The organism is Mycolicibacterium anyangense (assembly GCF_010731855.1).
Taxonomy (GTDB): Bacteria; Actinomycetota; Actinomycetes; order Mycobacteriales; family Mycobacteriaceae; genus Mycobacterium; species Mycobacterium anyangense.
The window spans coordinates 768,179-785,757 of sequence record NZ_AP022620.1 but is presented as its reverse complement, the minus strand read 5'-3'; the positions used below and the strand labels follow the sequence as shown (position 1 = coordinate 785,757).

General features: G+C 68.0%; 11 protein-coding genes. 3 read left to right on the top strand and 8 right to left on the bottom strand.

Annotated features, from left to right (window positions below):
• Positions 1–9: 9 nt before the first annotated feature.
• Entirely contained in the window at positions 10–429 is a 420-nt protein-coding gene (msrB, locus tag G6N35_RS03655; protein ID WP_163803014.1) for a peptide-methionine (R)-S-oxide reductase MsrB, read from the top strand.
• Here the strand turns inward: msrB and G6N35_RS03650 are convergent.
• The 8 genes from G6N35_RS03650 to hemE form a co-directional block, all read right to left on the bottom strand.
• Positions 389–2,701, bottom strand: a complete 2,313-nt coding sequence (locus G6N35_RS03650; protein ID WP_163803013.1) for a putative bifunctional diguanylate cyclase/phosphodiesterase — start codon at positions 2,699–2,701, stop codon at positions 389–391. The two genes, msrB and G6N35_RS03650, sit on opposite strands and share 41 nt — an antisense overlap.
• A gap of 132 nt (positions 2,702–2,833) precedes the next feature.
• A complete protein-coding gene (locus G6N35_RS03645) occupies positions 2,834–5,170 on the bottom strand; it encodes a putative bifunctional diguanylate cyclase/phosphodiesterase (protein WP_163803012.1) in 2,337 nt (778 codons plus the stop codon).
• Between the two features lie 12 nt (positions 5,171–5,182).
• On the bottom strand, positions 5,183–7,507 hold the full coding sequence (locus tag G6N35_RS03640) for a putative bifunctional diguanylate cyclase/phosphodiesterase (protein ID WP_246224191.1): 2,325 nt from the start codon (positions 7,505–7,507) through the stop codon (positions 5,183–5,185).
• 50 nt (positions 7,508–7,557) lie between these two features.
• Positions 7,558–9,903, bottom strand: coding sequence for a putative bifunctional diguanylate cyclase/phosphodiesterase (locus G6N35_RS03635; RefSeq protein WP_246224190.1), 2,346 nt, complete (start codon positions 9,901–9,903; stop codon positions 7,558–7,560).
• Between the two features lie 48 nt (positions 9,904–9,951).
• The gene (locus tag G6N35_RS03630) at positions 9,952–12,273 is read right to left on the bottom strand and encodes a putative bifunctional diguanylate cyclase/phosphodiesterase (protein ID WP_163803011.1); all 2,322 of its coding nucleotides are present in this window, start codon (positions 12,271–12,273) and stop codon (positions 9,952–9,954) included.
• 118 nt (positions 12,274–12,391) lie between these two features.
• Positions 12,392–13,096, bottom strand: a complete 705-nt coding sequence (hemQ, locus tag G6N35_RS03625) for a hydrogen peroxide-dependent heme synthase (RefSeq protein ID WP_163803010.1) — start codon at positions 13,094–13,096, stop codon at positions 12,392–12,394.
• A 29-nt stretch (positions 13,097–13,125) separates the two neighbouring features.
• Positions 13,126–14,493 carry a protoporphyrinogen oxidase gene (locus G6N35_RS03620; protein ID WP_163803009.1) on the bottom strand — a complete coding sequence of 456 codons (1,368 nt, stop codon included), beginning with the start codon at positions 14,491–14,493 and terminating at the stop codon, positions 13,126–13,128.
• Positions 14,490–15,554, bottom strand: coding sequence for a uroporphyrinogen decarboxylase (gene hemE, locus G6N35_RS03615; protein WP_163803008.1), 1,065 nt, complete (start codon positions 15,552–15,554; stop codon positions 14,490–14,492). Before hemE ends, G6N35_RS03620 begins: the two co-directional genes overlap by 4 nt.
• A gap of 103 nt (positions 15,555–15,657) precedes the next feature.
• On the opposite strand from hemE, the gene G6N35_RS03610 reads away from it, so the two are divergent.
• Both G6N35_RS03610 and G6N35_RS03605 read left to right on the top strand, forming a co-directional pair.
• Positions 15,658–16,239 (top strand): DUF3000 domain-containing protein, encoded by a 582-nt coding sequence (locus G6N35_RS03610; RefSeq protein WP_163803007.1) that lies wholly within the window; start codon positions 15,658–15,660, stop codon positions 16,237–16,239.
• A 1-nt stretch (position 16,240) separates the two neighbouring features.
• Positions 16,241–17,518, top strand: a complete 1,278-nt coding sequence (locus G6N35_RS03605; RefSeq protein ID WP_163803006.1) for an HRDC domain-containing protein — start codon at positions 16,241–16,243, stop codon at positions 17,516–17,518.
• The last annotated feature ends 61 nt before the right edge of the window (positions 17,519–17,579 follow it).

The window sequence follows — 17,579 nt, the reverse complement described above, 5'->3', positions numbered from 1 at the left end:
CGTGGTGCCATGAGTTCGATTCCCGCCCCAAAGCTGGAACTGACCGACGACGAGTGGCGCACGCGCCTGACGCCCACGGAGTATCACGTGTTGCGCCAGGCCGGCACCGAGCGCCCGTTCACCGGCGAGTACACCGACACCAAGACCGAAGGCATCTACCAGTGCCGAGCCTGCGGAGCCGAATTGTTCCGCAGCACCGAGAAATTCGAGTCGCACTGCGGCTGGCCGTCGTTCTTCGACCCGTCGCATTCCGAAGCGGTGATCCTGCGCCCGGACGACTCGCTGGGTATGCACCGGGTCGAAGTGTTGTGCGCCAACTGCCACAGCCACCTGGGTCACGTGTTCAGCGGCGAGGGCTACCCCACCCCGACCGATCAGCGCTACTGCATCAACTCGGTGTCGCTGAAGCTGGTGCCCACGGAGGATTAGCGAGCATCGCGAGCAGAACGTCGCGCTCCACCGGCCTGCTGAAGTAAAAGCCTTGTCCCACATCGCAACCCAACTCGCGCAGACGGGACAACGTGCCGAAATCTTCGATGCCTTCGGCGACGGCGCTCAGACCCAACTCGTGCGCCAGGTCGACGACGGCACGCACCACCGCGGCCGAGCGCGGGTCCGATGTGATCGGTTCAACGAACCGGCGATCCAGTTTCACCACATCCAGCGGAAGGTCGGGCAGATACGACAGCGCCGAGTAGCCACTGCCGAAATCGTCGACCGCGATCCGCACCCCCGCGGCTCGCAGCAGTCCCAGCACCCGGGTGGTCCGCTCGAGCCCTTCGAGAAACAGGTCTTCGGTGATCTCCACGATCAACGAGGAGGCGCTTAGACCTCGCGCGGACACCGCACGGGAGATCGTCGTCGCGAGCTTCGCCGTGGCCAATGACGGCGCGGCGACGTTGACCGCCACCGGAACCTCGAAACCGGCCCGGTGCCAGATCAATGCGTCGTCGAGAGCTCGGTTGATCACCTGATCGGTGACCGTCAGCATCAGCCCGTGCCGCCGCACCAGCGGGAGGAACTCCTCGGGCCCCAGCATCCCGCGCGAAGGATGCGGCCAGCGCACCAATGCCTCCACTCCGACGATCTCCAATGAGCGCAGGTCGACTTTCGGTTGATAGTGCAACGCGAGTTCATCGCGATCGATGGCCTGCCGAAGCTCGCCGAGGAGGCGGACGGCCGAGGTCTGCTTGCTGCCCACTGGCACCGGCTCCCGATGCAGGAAACTGCCCACGAAGAACTCGGCCACCATCTCGGGGGCAAACGCGTGGACACCAGGGACCCTCGACTTCTTGGCCGCCACCCGCGCGACATCGGATCGCTGCAACAATTCAGCGGTCGTGATGTCACAGTCGTCCGGATCTGCGATGGCCAACCCCATGCTGGCCCGAATGATCAGTTCCTGACCGGCGACGGTGAACGGCCGGTCCAGCGCCTCGGCCACCCGATGAGCGACCACCTGAGAGTGGTCATCCCGTCCCTCGATGAGCACCGCGAATTCATCGCCACCCACCCGTGCCACCGTGTAGCCGGAATGTACAGCGGTCACGATCCGCTCGCCGACTAGCAGGAGCAACTCGTCGCCGATGTGATAGCCGAAGGTGTCGTTCACCATCTTGAAGTCGTCGATGTCGAGGGTCATCACCGCGACCGAGACCCCGTCCCGATCCCGCATCTGCATCGCGTGACTGACCCGGTCGTGGAAAGCCGCGCGGTTGGCCAGGCCGGTCACCGGGTCATGCAGAGCGTAGTCGGTGACGGTCGCGAACAGCCTCGCGTTCTCGCCGGCGACGAGGATCTGCCGCGCCAGGAACGCGACGATCAACAGCGCCCCAGCGACCAATGACGGGCCGGACAGCAGTTGCTGAGGCTGTCGGGTGAAGGTCGCCGCGATCGCCGCCACCACCGGCACGAAGGGCAGCAACACCGACGCCGACGACGGCGGCTGTACCACCGTGGTGTACCGGTATGCGCACGTCCGTCCTGCGATGGCGACTGCGACGAACAGTAAGAGCCCGGCGAGCCATCCGACGGCGACCACCCGATGGTCGAAGTACTGCTGCGCCGAAATGTAATACACCGCGGCGTCGTTGGTCAGTGCGAAGCAGAAGCCGGTTGCGGTGATCAGACCGGTGGTCAAGCGTTGCCCGGGCAACGCCCGCAAGAACGCCAACAGCGCGATGGTCACCCACGCCGCGTCGACCATCGGGTAGGCGATCGACATGGCGAGCATGGCCCGGTCGGCCGGGCGGCTCTGATAGACCTCGTCCAACACCCCGATCCACACCACGATGATGAACGAGCCGGTGACGACGAGCCCGTCGAGCAACAGTCGCAGACGCGACATCCGGGTCAATCCCAACGGCAGCAACAACACCACGACACATCCGGCCAACGGAAGCACCAGTCGAAGCAGATCCGCCCAGAAGGGGAACGCTCGCTCGCTGCCGGCGATCGCGTCCCACGCGCGCGTTCCCACGGCGACCGCGTACACGGCGAGAGCGCCGGCCAGCGCCAGCCACGCCACCCGGGCCTGCCCCCGCGCCAGGAGACCGGTACGCACGGTCAGCACCGACGCCAGCACTGCCGCCAGCGTCAGGACGGTCTTGAAGGCGGCGATCGTCGACTGGCTGGGCGAACCACTCAGTGCGACCACCGCGATCACCAGCAATCCGACCGCCGCAGCGACACCGCCGCGCACCGATCTGGACGCGACACAGCGCTGTTGCATCAGGCCCCCGCCCCCGCATCGAAAGTCAGGACAGCCTAACAAATTGATGGGGGGTACCTGACTAGCGCATACCATCCGCCCAGATCATCCATTTCCGCAGCGCTACGGCGTCGATCTCGATCGCGTCGACGCTCGCGTCTGACGCCTGAGCAATTCCAGTAGTTGGGCAGCCGTCACAGGTCGGCTGAAATAGAAGCCCTGCCCGATATCGCTGCCGTACTCGCGGACCTTCGCCGCCGTCTCCGCGTCCTCGACACCCTCCACCACGATGACCAAACCGAGCACATGCGCCAGCCCGACGACGGCCTCCACGACCGCGGCCGCACGCTCGTCGGCGAGGATCGGCTCGATGAAGGCGCGGTCCAGCTTCACCTCGTCGATCGGCAACTCGCGCAGATACGACAGCGCCGAGTAGCCACTGCCGAAGTCATCGATAGCAATACGAATCCCGTTGCGACGCAGCTCTTCCAACACCGATCGGGTGCGCTCGAGATGGTCGAGGAACATGTCCTCGGTGATCTCAACGGTAATGCTCGCCGGAGCCAGGCCCCGCTCGGTCAGCGCGTGATCGATCTTGGCCGGGATGCCCAGATTGGCCAGCGACGGTGCGAACAGATTGACCGCAACCGGGACGTCGAAGGACGCCCGCTGCCATACCAGCGCGTCATCAAGGGCCCGGTTGATGACGAAATCGGTCACGGGACCCATCATTGCGTGCCGGCGGACCAGCGGCAGGAAATCGTCGGGGGTCAGCACGTGACCGTCCGGACGCGGCCATCGCAGCAGAGCCTCGGCACCCACGATGCGCTCGGTCGACAGCTCGAACTTCGGTTGGTACACCAGCGTGAGGTCGCCGTTGGCGATCGCGTGCCGCAGGTCGCCGAGCAGCTGGATCGCCAGCACCCCGTCGGAATCCCGCGCCATCGCCGACTCGTTGAGAAGCTGGGCGTCGACGGCCTCATCAGCCAGCTTGAGCTCGGGATCGTAACTTTGGACGTTGCGGCTGCGTGAGCGCTTGGCGGTGTACATCGCCGTGTCGGCGCGCCGGACCAGCTCCTCGGAACTGAGCACAGCCTCCTCACCGTCGGCGACGGCCAACCCGACGCTGGGGCGCACCAGCAGCTCGTGGCCGGCCAGCACGAAGGGCCGCTCGAACGCATCCACCACCCGATGGGCCACCAGATACGAGGCGTCGACGCCACCGCAGACCAGGATGGAGAACTCGTCACCGCCCAGTCGTGCGACGGTGTCTCCGTCGCGCGCACAGTGACCCAGCCGGTTGGCCACCCCGATCAGCAGATCGTCACCCACCGGATGGCCGAGGTGATCGTTGACCAGCTTGAAGTCGTTGAGATCCAGCGTGACCACACCGACCGACGTTCCGTCGCGGTCTCGTACGGCCATCGCGGAGTCCAGCCGCTCGTTGAACACCGCCCGGTTGGCCAGACCAGTCAACGGATCGTGCAGGGCCTGCTCGGCAACGGTGGCCAACAGCGTGCGATTCTCACTGACCGCCAGGAACTGCCGGGCCAGCACCGCGATCACCAGGAGTGCCCCGATGGTCTCGACCGGCCCTGACCGGAGCAGCGTGGGCGGGTTGGCGCCCATGACGATGCCGGCCAGCAACAGCGGCGCATAGGGCAACCACACCGAGGCCCATCCGGGTAGCTCCGCGGCGTCGGGGTCATCCCCGATACTTTGACGACTCGCAGCCGCCGCCACCGCGATCAACAGCAGGCCGGCGACCCAGCCGATGTCGATGACGTCGCCACTCTCGTACTCGTTGAGCACCGTCAGGTACGTCCACACGCTGTCCGACAACGCAATACAGGCGACACCGACGGTGACCAGGGTGAGGGCAACCCGGTGCTCGGCGTCTGAGCGCACCAAGACCACCGCGGCCAGGGTGAGGGTGACCAGATCCGAGGCCGGGTAGGTCAACGACACGAAGAACGCCAACCGATCCGTACCGCCGCCGGTGTAGATGGGGCCGAGCACGGTCACCCAACTGGCCAGGAACAGCGAGCCGGCGACGATCAGGCCGTCCAGGAACACCCGGCCGCGGAAACGGCCGGTGCGTTCGGTCGGCATCAGCAGCAGGCCGATGCACGCACCGATCGGGAAGATCAGGTAGGCGGCATCGGCAGGCGAGGGAAACGGCGTCCGTTCGAGGACCAGTTCGTAGTAGCAGGCGATCGCCTGGCCGACCGTCCAGCCCAGCAGGCCCACCGTGATCCAGAGCCAGCCGAGCCGCAACCGGCCGCGGGTGCCTCGGGCCACCAGTGCGGCGAACACCGTGGCGGCTGCCGCGGCGACCAACAGCGTGACATCGGAGACCCCCAGCCGCACCAGCCCGTGCGACCAGTCACCGAGCACCCAGACGGCGAAGGCGAGGAAGAAGACGCTCCCTACCGCGGCGACATGTCGAGTCCTCGGCAATCCAGAATCCTCCTACGAATCGAGTGTGCCGCTGCCGGAGGGCGATGTGCCGGCCACCAAGGCCACCAGCGTCGCCGCATCCACTGGCGGACTGAGGTAGAAACCCTGCCCGATGCGGCAGCCGTGATCACGCAGCCACGCCACCGTCTCGGCGTTCTCGATGCCCTCGGCGACGGTGGTCAGGCCCAGCTCGTCGGCCAGCGAGATCACCGCACGCACCACCGCCGCTGCGCGCTGGTCGACCAGGATGGGCGCGATGAACGTGCGATCCAGCTTGACCTCGTCGATCGGCAGGTCCCGCAGATACGACAACGCCGAGTAGCCGCTGCCGAAGTCGTCGATGGCAATCCGGATCCCGTTGTGCCGCAAGGTTTCCAAAACGTTCTGGGTGCGCTCCAGATTGTCCAGGAACAGATCCTCGGTGATCTCGACAGTGAGCGCCTCAGGCGGAAGCCCACGTTCGGCCAGCGCCCGGTCGATGGTGGCCGGGATCCCGAGATTGGCCAATGACGGCGCGAACAGATTGACCGCGATCGGCAGACCGACCGACGCCGCCCGCCATGCTCTGGCGTCGTCGAGCGCACGATTGAGCACGAAGTCGGTGATCGTCCCCATCAGTCCGTGCCGTCGAACCAGCGGAAGAAACTCCTCGGGGGTCAGTACCGGGCCGTCGGGCCGCGGCCAGCGCAACAACGCCTCCACGCTGACGATCCGCGCACTGATCAGGTCAAATTTGGGCTGATACACCAACGTCAAGATGCCGTCGGCAATGGCCCGGCGCAGGTCGCCGAGAAGCTGGATCGCCGCGACCCCGCCGGGTTCGGACGTCGCGGCCGGCTGAGCGAACACGTCGGCCAGCGCGGTCAGTTGCATCTCGGGGTGATAGGTCTGCACCCCGTGCAGGCGGGCCCGTTTCGCGGCGTACATCGCGGCGTCCGCGCGGATCAACAGGTCGTCGGCGGTGAGGGCGGCTTCGTCAGGTTCGGCGATCGCCAGGCCGATGCTGGGACGCATCAGGAGTTCGTGATCGGCGATGCGGAACGGCAGATCGAAGGACTCCGCCACCCGGTGGGCAACCAGATGCGCGGCGTCGGCACTACCTTCGACCAGGACCGAGAACTCGTCGCCACCGATGCGGGCGGCGGTATCGCCGGCCCTGATCGAGTTCATCAGCCGATTGGACACCCCGATCAGCAGATCGTCCCCGACGGGATGCCCGAGGTTGTCGTTGACCAGCTTGAAATCGTTGAGGTCCACCGCCACGACGCTGACGGTGGTCCCGTCGCGCTGGCGAAGTTGCATGGCGTGGTCGAGACGCTCGCTGAACAGCGCGCGGTTGGCCAGACCGGTCAGCGGATCCCGCATGGCCTGCTGGGCGACGGTGGCCAGCAGGCGCCGGTTCTCCCTGACCGCCAGGAACTGGCGGGCCAGCACCGCGATCACCAGCAGTACCGCCACCACCTCCACCGGCGATGTTTTCAGCAGCGGTACCGGCTGCGCGGCAGCGATGATGCCGGCGAGCAGCAGCGGCGCATACGGCAACCAGATCGAGGCCCACCCCGGCAGTTCCGGCGCTTCGGTGGGCTCGTGGGTGCTCTGCCCGCTCGCCGCCGCGGCCACCGCGATCAACAGGAGGCCGGCCGCCCACCCGATGTCGATCACATCCCCGCTGGCGTACTCGTCCTTCGCGGTGAGATAGGTGAACAAGCTGTCCGACAACGCAATACACGCCAGCCCGACGGTGAGCAGGGTCAACGTCAACCGGTGCTCCGGCCCGGTACGGACCAGCACGACCGCAGCCAGCGTCAGGACGACGACATCGGAGACCGGGTAAGCCAGCGATACCGCGAACGCCACTTGGTCGGTGCCGCCGGCAGCATAGAGCGGCTGCAGGATCGTCACCCAGCTGACCAGAAACAGCGAGCCGGCCACGATCAGTCCGTCGAGGAAGACCCGACCGCGAAACGGCCCGCCGTGTTCGCTGGGGAACAACAGCAATCCCGCGCAGGCCCCGACCGGAAACATCAGGTAGGCGGCGTCGGCCACCGACGGATAGGGCACCTCGTTGAGGACAAGTTCGTAGTAGGTCCAGATCGCCTCGCCGATCCCCCACGCCACCAATGCCACCGTCATTGCCACCCACGCCATCCGCAGGCGGCCGCGCGCCGAGCGCGCCGCGATCGCGGCGAACACGGCGGCCGGAATGGTCACGATGAGCAGGACGAGGTCATCGATGGCGGATAGCTGCTTGCCCTGGGACACCCCGCTGAGAATCCAGCCGACGAACGCGAGGAACATCGCACCGGAGAAGGCAGCTACATGCGCAGCCCTGGGCACAACACCGCCCCCCTCCCCTAGGCCGCCGCGGGTGAGACGACGGCAGAAGTTTATCCGAGCACACCCCTGCCGGTATGCGTCTCGCCACACTCTGCGGCGCGCCGATTCAGCAATGTCAGCAACTCGTGGGTGCTCAATGGCGGGCTCAGGAAGTGCCCCTGCGCCAGGCGGCACCCATTGCCGCGAAGCCATGTCTCGGTCTCGGCGTCCTCCACCCCTTCGGCCACCGCGGCCAGGCCCAGCCCGTCGGCCAGGCCCAACAGCGCACGTACCACCGTCGCCGCCCGCGGGTCGTCCACGACCGGCGCGATGAAGTGCCGATTGAGCTTGACCTCGTCGATCGGCAGCTCCCGCAACAGCGGCAGCACCGAGTCACCACTGGCGAAGTTGTCGATTGCAATCCGAATACCGTTGCGGCGCAGATCTTCCAGCACTGCACGCGTCCGTTCGACATTGTCGAGGAACACGTCCTCGGTGACTTCCACCGTCAAAGTGTCCGGAGCCAGGCCACGCTCGGACAGCGCTGCGGTGAGCCGGGCCGGGATCCCCCGGTTGGCCATCGAGGCGGCGAACAGATTCACCGACACCGGAATGTCGAACGACGCCGCATGCCAGGACACCATGTCGTCGAGGGCGCGGTTGAGCACGAACTCGGTGACCGGAGCGGTGAGTCCATGCCGGTGGACCAACGGCAGGAAGTCCTTCGGCGTCACCACCCGGCCATCGGGCCGGTTCCAGCGCAACAATGCCTCCACCCCGACGACGCGCTCGGTGAGCAGATCGAACTTGGGCTGATAGACCAGGGCCAACTCGGCATTGGTGAGCGCGCCACGAAAGTCGCCCAGCAACGCAATCGCCTCCACTCCAACGGATTCCGACTCTGCGGGGACGAACATCTGCCCGTCGTCGGCCTCCGCGCTGAGCTGCATCTGCGGGTCATAGGTCAGCACGCCGCGGTTGCCGCTACGCTTGGCCGCATACATCGCCGTGTCGGCGCGCGTCATCACCTCGTCGGCGCTCAGCGCCGGCTCACCTGCCCCGGCGATCGCCAGTCCGATGCTGGGCCGCATCGGCAGTTCATGACCGGCGATCATGAACGGCTGGTCGAACGCTCGGGCCACCCGGTCGGCCACCACGTGCGGGGCGTCGGCACCCCCCGACACCAGCAGGCAGAACTCGTCACCGCCAGGCCGGGCGACGGTGTCGACCGATCGGACCGCGCCGCGAAGTCGGTCCGCGACACCGATGAGCAGTTCATCACCGACGGAATGACCGAGGTTGTCGTTGACCAGCTTGAAGTCGTTGAGGTCCAGGGAGATCACGCCGACCGAGGAGCCGTCGCGCTGACGCATCCGCATCGCGTGATCCAGCCGGTCGTCGAAGCGGGACCGGTTGGCCAGGCCGGTCAGCGGATCTCGCAGGGCCTGCTCGGTCACCGCGGCGACCAGCATCCGATTCTCACTGACCGCCAGGAACTGCCGCACCAGAACCGCAACCACCAACAGCCCGGCCACTGCCAAGACCATCCGGTTCCGGAACAGATCAGGCGGGTTGGCCGCCGCGACGACACCGGCCAGCAGCACCGGCACGTAGGGCAGCCAGATCGAGGCCCAGCTCGGAAGTTCCTGCGCCTCGCGGTTCTCCCGGGTGGTCTGCATGGCGGTCACTGCGGCGACCGTGATGAACAGCAGACCCGCCACCCAGCCGATGTCCGGGGCGCGGCCGCTGCTGTACTGCCCCTTGGACGCCAAGTAGGCAAAGGTACTGTCCGACAGCGCAATACATGCCACACCGACGGTCACCAAAGTCAGCGGGAGCCGGTCGCGAGCTCCCGAGCGGACCAGGACGACGGTGGCCATGGTCAACACGACGACATCGGAGAGCGGGTAGGCGATCGCGACGACGAACGCAAGCCGCTCCACTCTGCCACCGCTGGCGTACAGCGGTCCCAGGACCGTCACCCAGCCGACCAGGAACAGCGCGGCCGCCACGATGAGCCCGTCCAGCAACGCCCGACTGCGAAACGGTCCGGTTTGCTCGCCGGGCAAGACCAGCAGACCGACACATGCGGCAACGGGGAAGACCAGGTAGGCGGCGTCGGCCGGGGACGGGAACGGGCTTTTGTGCGCGACCAGCTCGTAGTAGGTCCACAACGCCTCGCCGATCCCCCAGCTGAGCACGCCGACGGTCAGCGCCGCCCAGGCCAGCCGTACCCGGCCGGCCGAGGCTCGCGCGGCCAACGCGCTGAACACGACCGCGGGCACCACGAACAGCAGCATCGCGATGTCGGAGACCGCCACGAGCGTGGTGCCGTCAGACAGCCCGCCCACGAGCCAGACGGCGAAGGCGAGGAAGAAGACGCCGGCGGCGACGGCCAGATGCGCAGCCCTGGGCACGGCACCTCCCGACTGGACAGGCGGACAAATATTGACGCTGGCGGAAGTTTAGCGAAGGGTGCGCGCCAGAGTGTGGACCGCGGACCGGCGGAACAGGTCGATCACCTCCTTCGAGGACACCGGCGGGCTCAGGAAAAAACCTTGGCCGATGCTGCATCCGTGCTCGCGCAGCCAGCCGGCGGTCTGCCCGTTCTCGATACCCTCGGCGACGATGGACAGACCCAGTTCGGCGGCCAGATCGATGACGGCTCGTACCACCGCCGCCGCCCGTGGGTCGCCCAGCATCGGGGCGATGAAGTGCCGGTCGAGTTTGACTTCGTCGACGGTCAGCTCGCGCATGTAGGACAACGCCGAATAGCCGCTGCCGAAGTCGTCGATGGCGATGCGGACCCCGCGCTCACGCAGGCGAGCCAGGACGAGCTTGGTCCGTTCCATGTTGTCCAGGAAGAGATCCTCGGTGATCTCGACGGTCAAGATGGACGGATCAAGGTCGCGGTTGCCCAGAGCCAGACTGATCGTGTCCGGCAGCCGCAGGTCGGCCATCGACGGCGCGAACAGGTTGATGGCGATAGTCGTGGGAATGCCTGCGGTACGCCACTCGACGACGTCGTCGAGCGCCTTGTTGACGACGACATCGTTGACGCGGCCCATCAGCCCGTATCGGCGGACCAGAGGAAGGAACTGATCGGGTGCCAGCACGCCCCGCTCGGGATGCGGCCAGCGCACCAGCGCCTCGACACCCACGATCACCCCGGTACGCAGGTCGAACTTGGGCTGGTAGACCAGGGTCAGCTCGAAATGGTCGATGGCCTGCCGCAATTCGCCGAGCAGCCGGACGGCTTCGGCGCCGCGGCCACGGTTGGCCGGCGCCGGCTTGCCGAACAGGTTGCTGTCGGGCGACTCGGCCAGCAGCATCTCGGCGTTGAAGGTGTGCACACCGCCGGTGCGGGTGCGCTTGGCCCGGTACATGGCGATATCGGAGCGCTTGAGCAGGTCCAGGGCCGTCACGTCGGGGTCCTCGGTGTCGGCGATGGCCAGCCCGGCACTGGGCCGCACCAGCAGCTCTTGGCCGTCGACCACGAACGGCCGGTCGAAGGCCTCCACCACCCGGTGGGCGATCAGCTGGGTCTTGTCGTCGCGCCCCTCGAGCAGCACCGCGAACTCGTCGCCACCCAGGCGCGCCACCGTGTCGCCGTCGCGGACACAGCCCAGGATGCGCTCGGCGACCAGGCTGAGCAGTTCGTCACCGGCCGGATGGCCGAGGGTGTCGTTGACCACTTTGAAGTCATCGAGGTCCATCGCCAGCACCCCCACGGTCAGACCGTCGCGCTGACGCATCTGCATGGCGTGGTTGAGATGGTCACCGAACACGATGCGGTTACCGACACCGGTCAGTGGATCACGCAGCGCCTGTTCGGCAACCGCCCCGAGAAGTCTGCGGTTCTCACTCATCGTCAGGAGCTGACGGGTCAAGAAGGCGATGACGAGCACGATGCTGGGCACCATGATCGGCGGCGTCCTGATCAGCTCCGGCGGCACCAGCAGCGCCGCCACACTCGCCGCCACCACCGGGACGAACGGCAGCCACACCGAAGCCGCTGAAGGCGGCTGGGCCGCAACGGTATCCCGTACCGCGAAGTCCCGCCCGGCGACGGCCGCCGCGATCATCAAGGCCAGCCCGGCCAGCCATCCCAGATCGATCACCTCGAATTGTGAATGACGTTGGGTGGCAGCCAGATACACGAAGGCGCCGTCCGAGATGGCGATGCAACTCGTGGCCAGCGCCAACAAGGCCAGCGTGCGCCGCTGGCCCGGCAGGGCCCTGGCCAACACCAACACGGCGACGGTCAGAACGGCGGCGTCGAGCACCGGATAGCTCAGGGATACCGCGATCTTGACCTCGTTGACCCGCTCGGCCTCGACCACTTCCTCGAGCACCAGCACCCACGCCACGATGGTGAACGACGCCGCGACGATGAGTCCGTCGAGGATCAGACGCGTGCGCGAGGTCCGGGACAGCCCGGTGGCCAGCAGAACCAGGGCGATGGCCGTCATCACCGGCAGGATCAGATAGGCGATATCGGCCACCGACGGGAAGGGGGCTTGGTTGCCGCTCACCTGGTAGTACCGCCAGATCGCGGCACCGACGGTGAATCCGGTCAGACCGGCGGTCATCGACAGCCACGCGGCTCGAACCCGGCCCCCGGTGACGCGGGCGGTGACCGCCGAGGCGAACGCCGCCGCCGCGGCGACCACGACCAGCAGCGTGTCCGAATCCAGAATCAGTGACAGCAGCTCCGACGCCGGACGCAGGGACATCAGCCAGCCGAGGTAGCCGAGGACCACGAGGCCGGCAACGGCCGCGCTCATCCCCACCCTCGGTGTCACCTGAGGTCGACCCACCCGGCCCCCGATCGTCGTGGCACTTCTTGCCGAAAAATGATCGTCGGAAAAAATGCTATCCAGGTGGGGCGCTCCGGGCGGGGCTTCAGGGCAGCTTGGCGACCAGTTCCTCCACGCCGACCCGCGGGCCGGTGAAGAAGGGGATCTCCTCGCGCACGTGCCTGCGGGCTTCGGTGGCCCGCAGATCACGCATCAGATCGACGATGCGGTGCAGCTCAGGGGCCTCGAACGCCAGGATCCACTCGTAGTCGCCGAGCGCGAACGCGGGAACGGTGTTGGCGCGGACGTCCTTGTATCCGCGGGCGGCCATCCCGTGGTCGGCGAGCATCTTGCGACGCTCCTCGTCGGGCAGCAGGTACCAGTCCAGCGACCGGACGAACGGGTAGACACACACGTAGTTGCCGGGCTCCTCGCCGGCGAGGAACGCCGGGACGTGGCTCTTGTTGAACTCCGCCGGGCGGTGCAGTGCCACGCTGCTCCAGGTGGGCCTGCTGGCCCGCCCCAGCGTGGTGGTGCGACGGAAATCGCTGTAGGTGGCCTGCAGCGATTCGATCCGCTCGGCGTGGGTCCAGAACAGGAAGTCGGCGTCGGCGCGCATGCCGGCCACGTCATAGATGCCGCGGAACACGACCCCGCTCTCCTCCTGCTGCTTGAGGAAGGTGGCGGTCTCGTCGACGACGGCGGCGCGGGCGTCGTCGTCATAGCCCAGCGCCCCGGGTTCCACGGCGAACGCCGAGAACATGACGTATCGGATCGTGGCGTTGAGCTCGTCGTAGTCCAGTCGTGCCATGGCATCCATCGTGCCACGCGGGCCGGTGGCTATCTGCGCGTGGTGGCAGCCACCACGGCCGCGGCGGCAGCGCCGGCGACCGCGAGGCAGGCGGGCACCCCGATGCCGTCGAGATAGTTGCCTGCCAGAGCCAGCGTGGGCGGCAGATCGGCCCGCAGCTGGGCGGCCAGCGCGGCATGGCCGGGGCCGTATTGCGGCATCGCGTCGAGCCAGCGGTGGACCAGGACCTCGACCGGGTCGACGTCGATGCCGAACACCGTCTCGAGATCAGCTCGAGCCCATGCCTGCAGCTCGGCGTCTGAGGTGACGCGCGCCGGATTCTTCTCGGCGTCAGCGAACCGGCCGAACGACATCCGCAGCAGCTCGCAGTTCCCGTGCGCACCCCATTTGCGGCTCGACAACGTTATTGCCTTGGTGTGCAACTGTTCTCCGCTGGCCACCAGCACCCCGGACTGCGGTGGGAACGGGGTGCCCCCGGGCGCGGCCATCGCGAGGACCGCGGCCGAGGCGACCGGGATCCGGGCGGCCACCGCGGCCGTGCGGGGTGCGATGTCACCGATCAGCGCGGCCAACCGCGGCACCGGCACAGCCACCACCACGGCGTCGGCATGCCAGTGCGTGCCCTCGTCGTCACGCAGCGACCAGCCCGCGCCGTCGGCGGCGATCCGGCTGACCGCCGCCTGCACCCACTGCAACCCGCTGCGCTGGATCAGCGCGTCGAGCAGCACCTGGTATCCGCCGTCGATGGCGCCGAACACCGGCCCAGGGCTGCCGGCGGGCAGGGCGCGGCGGGCCGCCTCGGTGAGGCTGGTCGCGCCGGCGTCGAGGGCGGCGGCGATGGTCGGCGCCGCCGCGCGGATGCCGATGGTTGCCGCCGATCCGGCGTACACCCCGGACAGCATGGGATCGACCGAGCGGGCCACGACCTGCTCGCCGAACCGGTCGGCCACCACCGCACCCACCGCGGGATCGGCACCGGCCTGCCAGGACAACAGCCGATGGGGTTCGGCAGCCATCTGGGCGATGGTCGCGTCGTCGACCAGACCGGCCACCGAGGCCGCCGAGGTCGGAATGCCGTTGACCGTGTCCGGCGGCAGCGGATGGATCCGTCCCTGGCTGAAGATCGTCGGACGTACCCCGGTGGTGCTGACCTGGCGGGCCGCCAGGCCCAGCTCGGCCAGCAGCGCAGGCACCTCGGGACGGCGCGCGACGAACGCCTCGGCGCCGATGTCCATGACCTGGCCGCCGATCCGCTCGGTGCGCAAGATGCCACCGAGCCGGTCGGCCGGGTCGAACAGCGTGATGGTGGCGTCCGGACCGACGGCGGCGCGGATGCGATAGGCGGCGACCAAACCCGAAATACCGCCCCCGACAATGCAATAGGACGGAGTTGTCACAGCGAGTGCACCAGGGCCACCAGGTCGGTGAGCAGCTCGGGGTCAGTCGCCGGCAGCACACCGTGCCCCAGGTTGAAGATATGCCCGGCGGCACCGGCATCGATGGCCAGGCGGCCGTCGTCGACCACCGCGCGGGCCGCCTTCTCGACCACCGGCCACCCGGCCAGCAAGGTCACCGGATCCAGGTTGCCCTGCAACGCCACACCGGGACCGACCCGGGTCGCGGCATCGGCCAGCGAGGTGCGCCAGTCGACGCCGACGACGGCCGGGGCACCGTGCCCGGAGACCGCCGCACCCATCGCGCCCAGCAGCTCGGCGGTGCCGACCCCGAAATGGGTCATCGGCACGCCGTAGCCGGCCAGTGCGGTGAAGACCCGCGTGCTGTGCGGCAGGACGTGAGTGCGGTAATCGGCCAACGACAGGGTTCCGGCCCACGAGTCGAACACCTGGATGGCATCCACGCCGGCGTCGAGCTGCACTTTCAGGAAGGAGATGGTCAGGTCGGTGAGCACCCCCATCAGGGCATGCCAGGTCTGCGGCTCACCCAGCATCATCGCCTTGGTGCGCTCGTGCAGCTTGCTGGGGCCGCCTTCGACCAGGTAGGACGCCAGGGTGAACGGGGCGCCGGCAAAGCCGATCAGGGGCACCTCCCCGAGCGCGCCGACCAGCATGCCCACCGCATCGGTGACCGCGCTGACCCGCTGCAGCTCAAGGCTTTTCATGGCCTCGACGTCGGCGGCGGTGCGCACCGGATGGGCGATCACCGGACCGACGTCGGGCACGATGTCCAGGTCGATGCCCGCCCCGCGCAGCGGCACGACGATATCGGAGAACAGGATGGCCGCGTCGACATCGTGCCTGCGCACCGGCTGCAGGGTGATCTCGCAGATCAGCTCCGGGTCGAAGCAGGCCTGCATCATGGTGTTCTTGGCCCGCAGCGCCCGGTATTCGGGCAACGAGCGGCCGGCCTGCCGCATGAACCACACCGGAACCCGACTGGGTTTACGGCCCGTGGCGGCGGCCAGGAAGGGGGCCTCGGGCAGTGCACGACGCGTACTCATCGCGTCCATGCTGCCACGGTGGCTGCCGCCGGGATCGGGCCGATGGGGTGAATTCGGCGCGCCTGCCTCCCCGACCTCGCCGATGCCGCTAGCGTCAATCGGCGTGACCACTGCGGAACCGGCGCAATTCCGCGAGGCGGTGGCGGCGATGAACGCCGCACAGGTACGGCCGGAGATCGAACTGGGGCCGATCCGGCCACCTCAGCGTCTCGCGCCGTACAGCTATGCGATCGGCGCCGAGGTCAAGCACCCGGAGACCGACGTCGTCCCCGAGCGCTCCGAAGGCGACGCCTTTGGCCGGCTGATCCTGCTGCACGACCCGGACGGCTCGGAGGCGTGGGACGGCACGATGCGACTGGTCGCTTACATCCAGGCCGATCTGGACTCCAGCGAAGCGGTCGACCCGCTGCTGCCGGAGGTGGCGTGGAGCTGGCTGATCGATGCCCTGGAGGCCCGCTCCGAGCACGTGACCGCCCTCGGCGGGACCGTCACCGCCACCACCTCGGTGCGCTACGGCGACATCTCCGGCCCGCCGCGCGCCCACCAGCTCGAACTGCGTGCATCGTGGACGGCCACCACCCTCTCGCTGGAGACGCACGTGCAGGCGTTCTGCGAGGTCCTCGAGCATGCGGCCGGACTCCCACCGGTCGGCGTCACCGATCTGAACTCCCGCACCCGCGCCTGACATGGATTCCGACGACCGGGGCGCCGCGGCGCCCGACACTCCCGACGAGGAAGCGCCGTCGGCCGTTCCGTTGTTGGAGCCCGCCGAAGGTGTGCCGCCGCTGTCGACCAGCGTCAGCGAGATCGCCGAGGCCGCCGAGAAATTGGCCGCCGGCCACGGCCCGTTCGCGATCGACGCCGAGCGCGCGTCGGGCTTCCGCTACTCCAACCGTGCCTACCTGATCCAGATCCGCCGCACCGGGGCCGGCACCGTGCTGATCGACCCGGTCAACCACGGCAGCAGCCCGATCGACGTCCTCAAACCGGTCGCCGAAGTGCTGGCCGAAGACGAGTGGATCCTGCACGCCGCCGATCAGGATCTGCCGTGCCTGGCCGAGGTCGGCATGCGACCTCCCGCGCTGTACGACACCGAATTGGCAGGCCGGCTGGCCGGTTTCGACCGGGTGAACCTGGCCGCCATGGTCCAGCGGCTACTCGGGCTGGGTTTGGCCAAGGGCCACGGTGCGGCGGACTGGTCCAAACGGCCGCTGCCCGACGCCTGGCTGAACTACGCCGCACTCGATGTCGAGGTGCTGATCGCGCTGCGCGAATCGATCGCCGCCGTTCTGGCGGAACAGAACAAAAGCGATTGGGCTGCAGAAGAATTCGAGCATCTGCGGTACAGCAGCCTGGCAACCGCGCAGGTCACCCGGCGGGATCGGTGGCGGCGGACGTCCGGCATGCACAAGGTGCGCAGCCGGCACGGCCTGGCGGCGGTGCGCGAACTGTGGACGGTGCGCGACCAGATCGCCCGCAGCCGCGACATCGCGCCCGGGCGCATCCTGCCCGACTCGGCGATCATCGCCGCGGCGATGGCCGACCCGAAGACCGTCGAGGACCTGACGAAACTGCCGATCTTCGGTGGTAGCAAGCAGCGTCGGAGCGCACACGTGTGGCTGGCCGCGCTCGAGACCGCGCGGACCAACCCCGAGCCGCCCGATTCCGGCGACCAGCAGAACGGGCCGCCGCCGGCGGTGCGCTGGGCCAAGCGCAAACCGGAGGCCGCCGCCCGCCTCGATGCCGCGCGCAGCGCGCTGAGCGAACTGTCGGCGCAGGTCGGCGTGCCCACCGAGAACCTGGTATCCCCCGAGCTGATCCGCCGGTTGTGCTGGGACTGGCAGGAACGCCAGGAAGACCGCGAGGCAGCGATCGACGACTTCCTGCGCGACGGCGGAGCCAGAGCCTGGCAGCGTCAGCTGGTGGTGCCGGTGCTGGCCGGGGCGCTGACACCGCAGGCCTGATCGATTCTGCGGTGAGGGTGCACTTTTCGGTGGAAATCGCGCCCTCGCCGCAGAATCGATG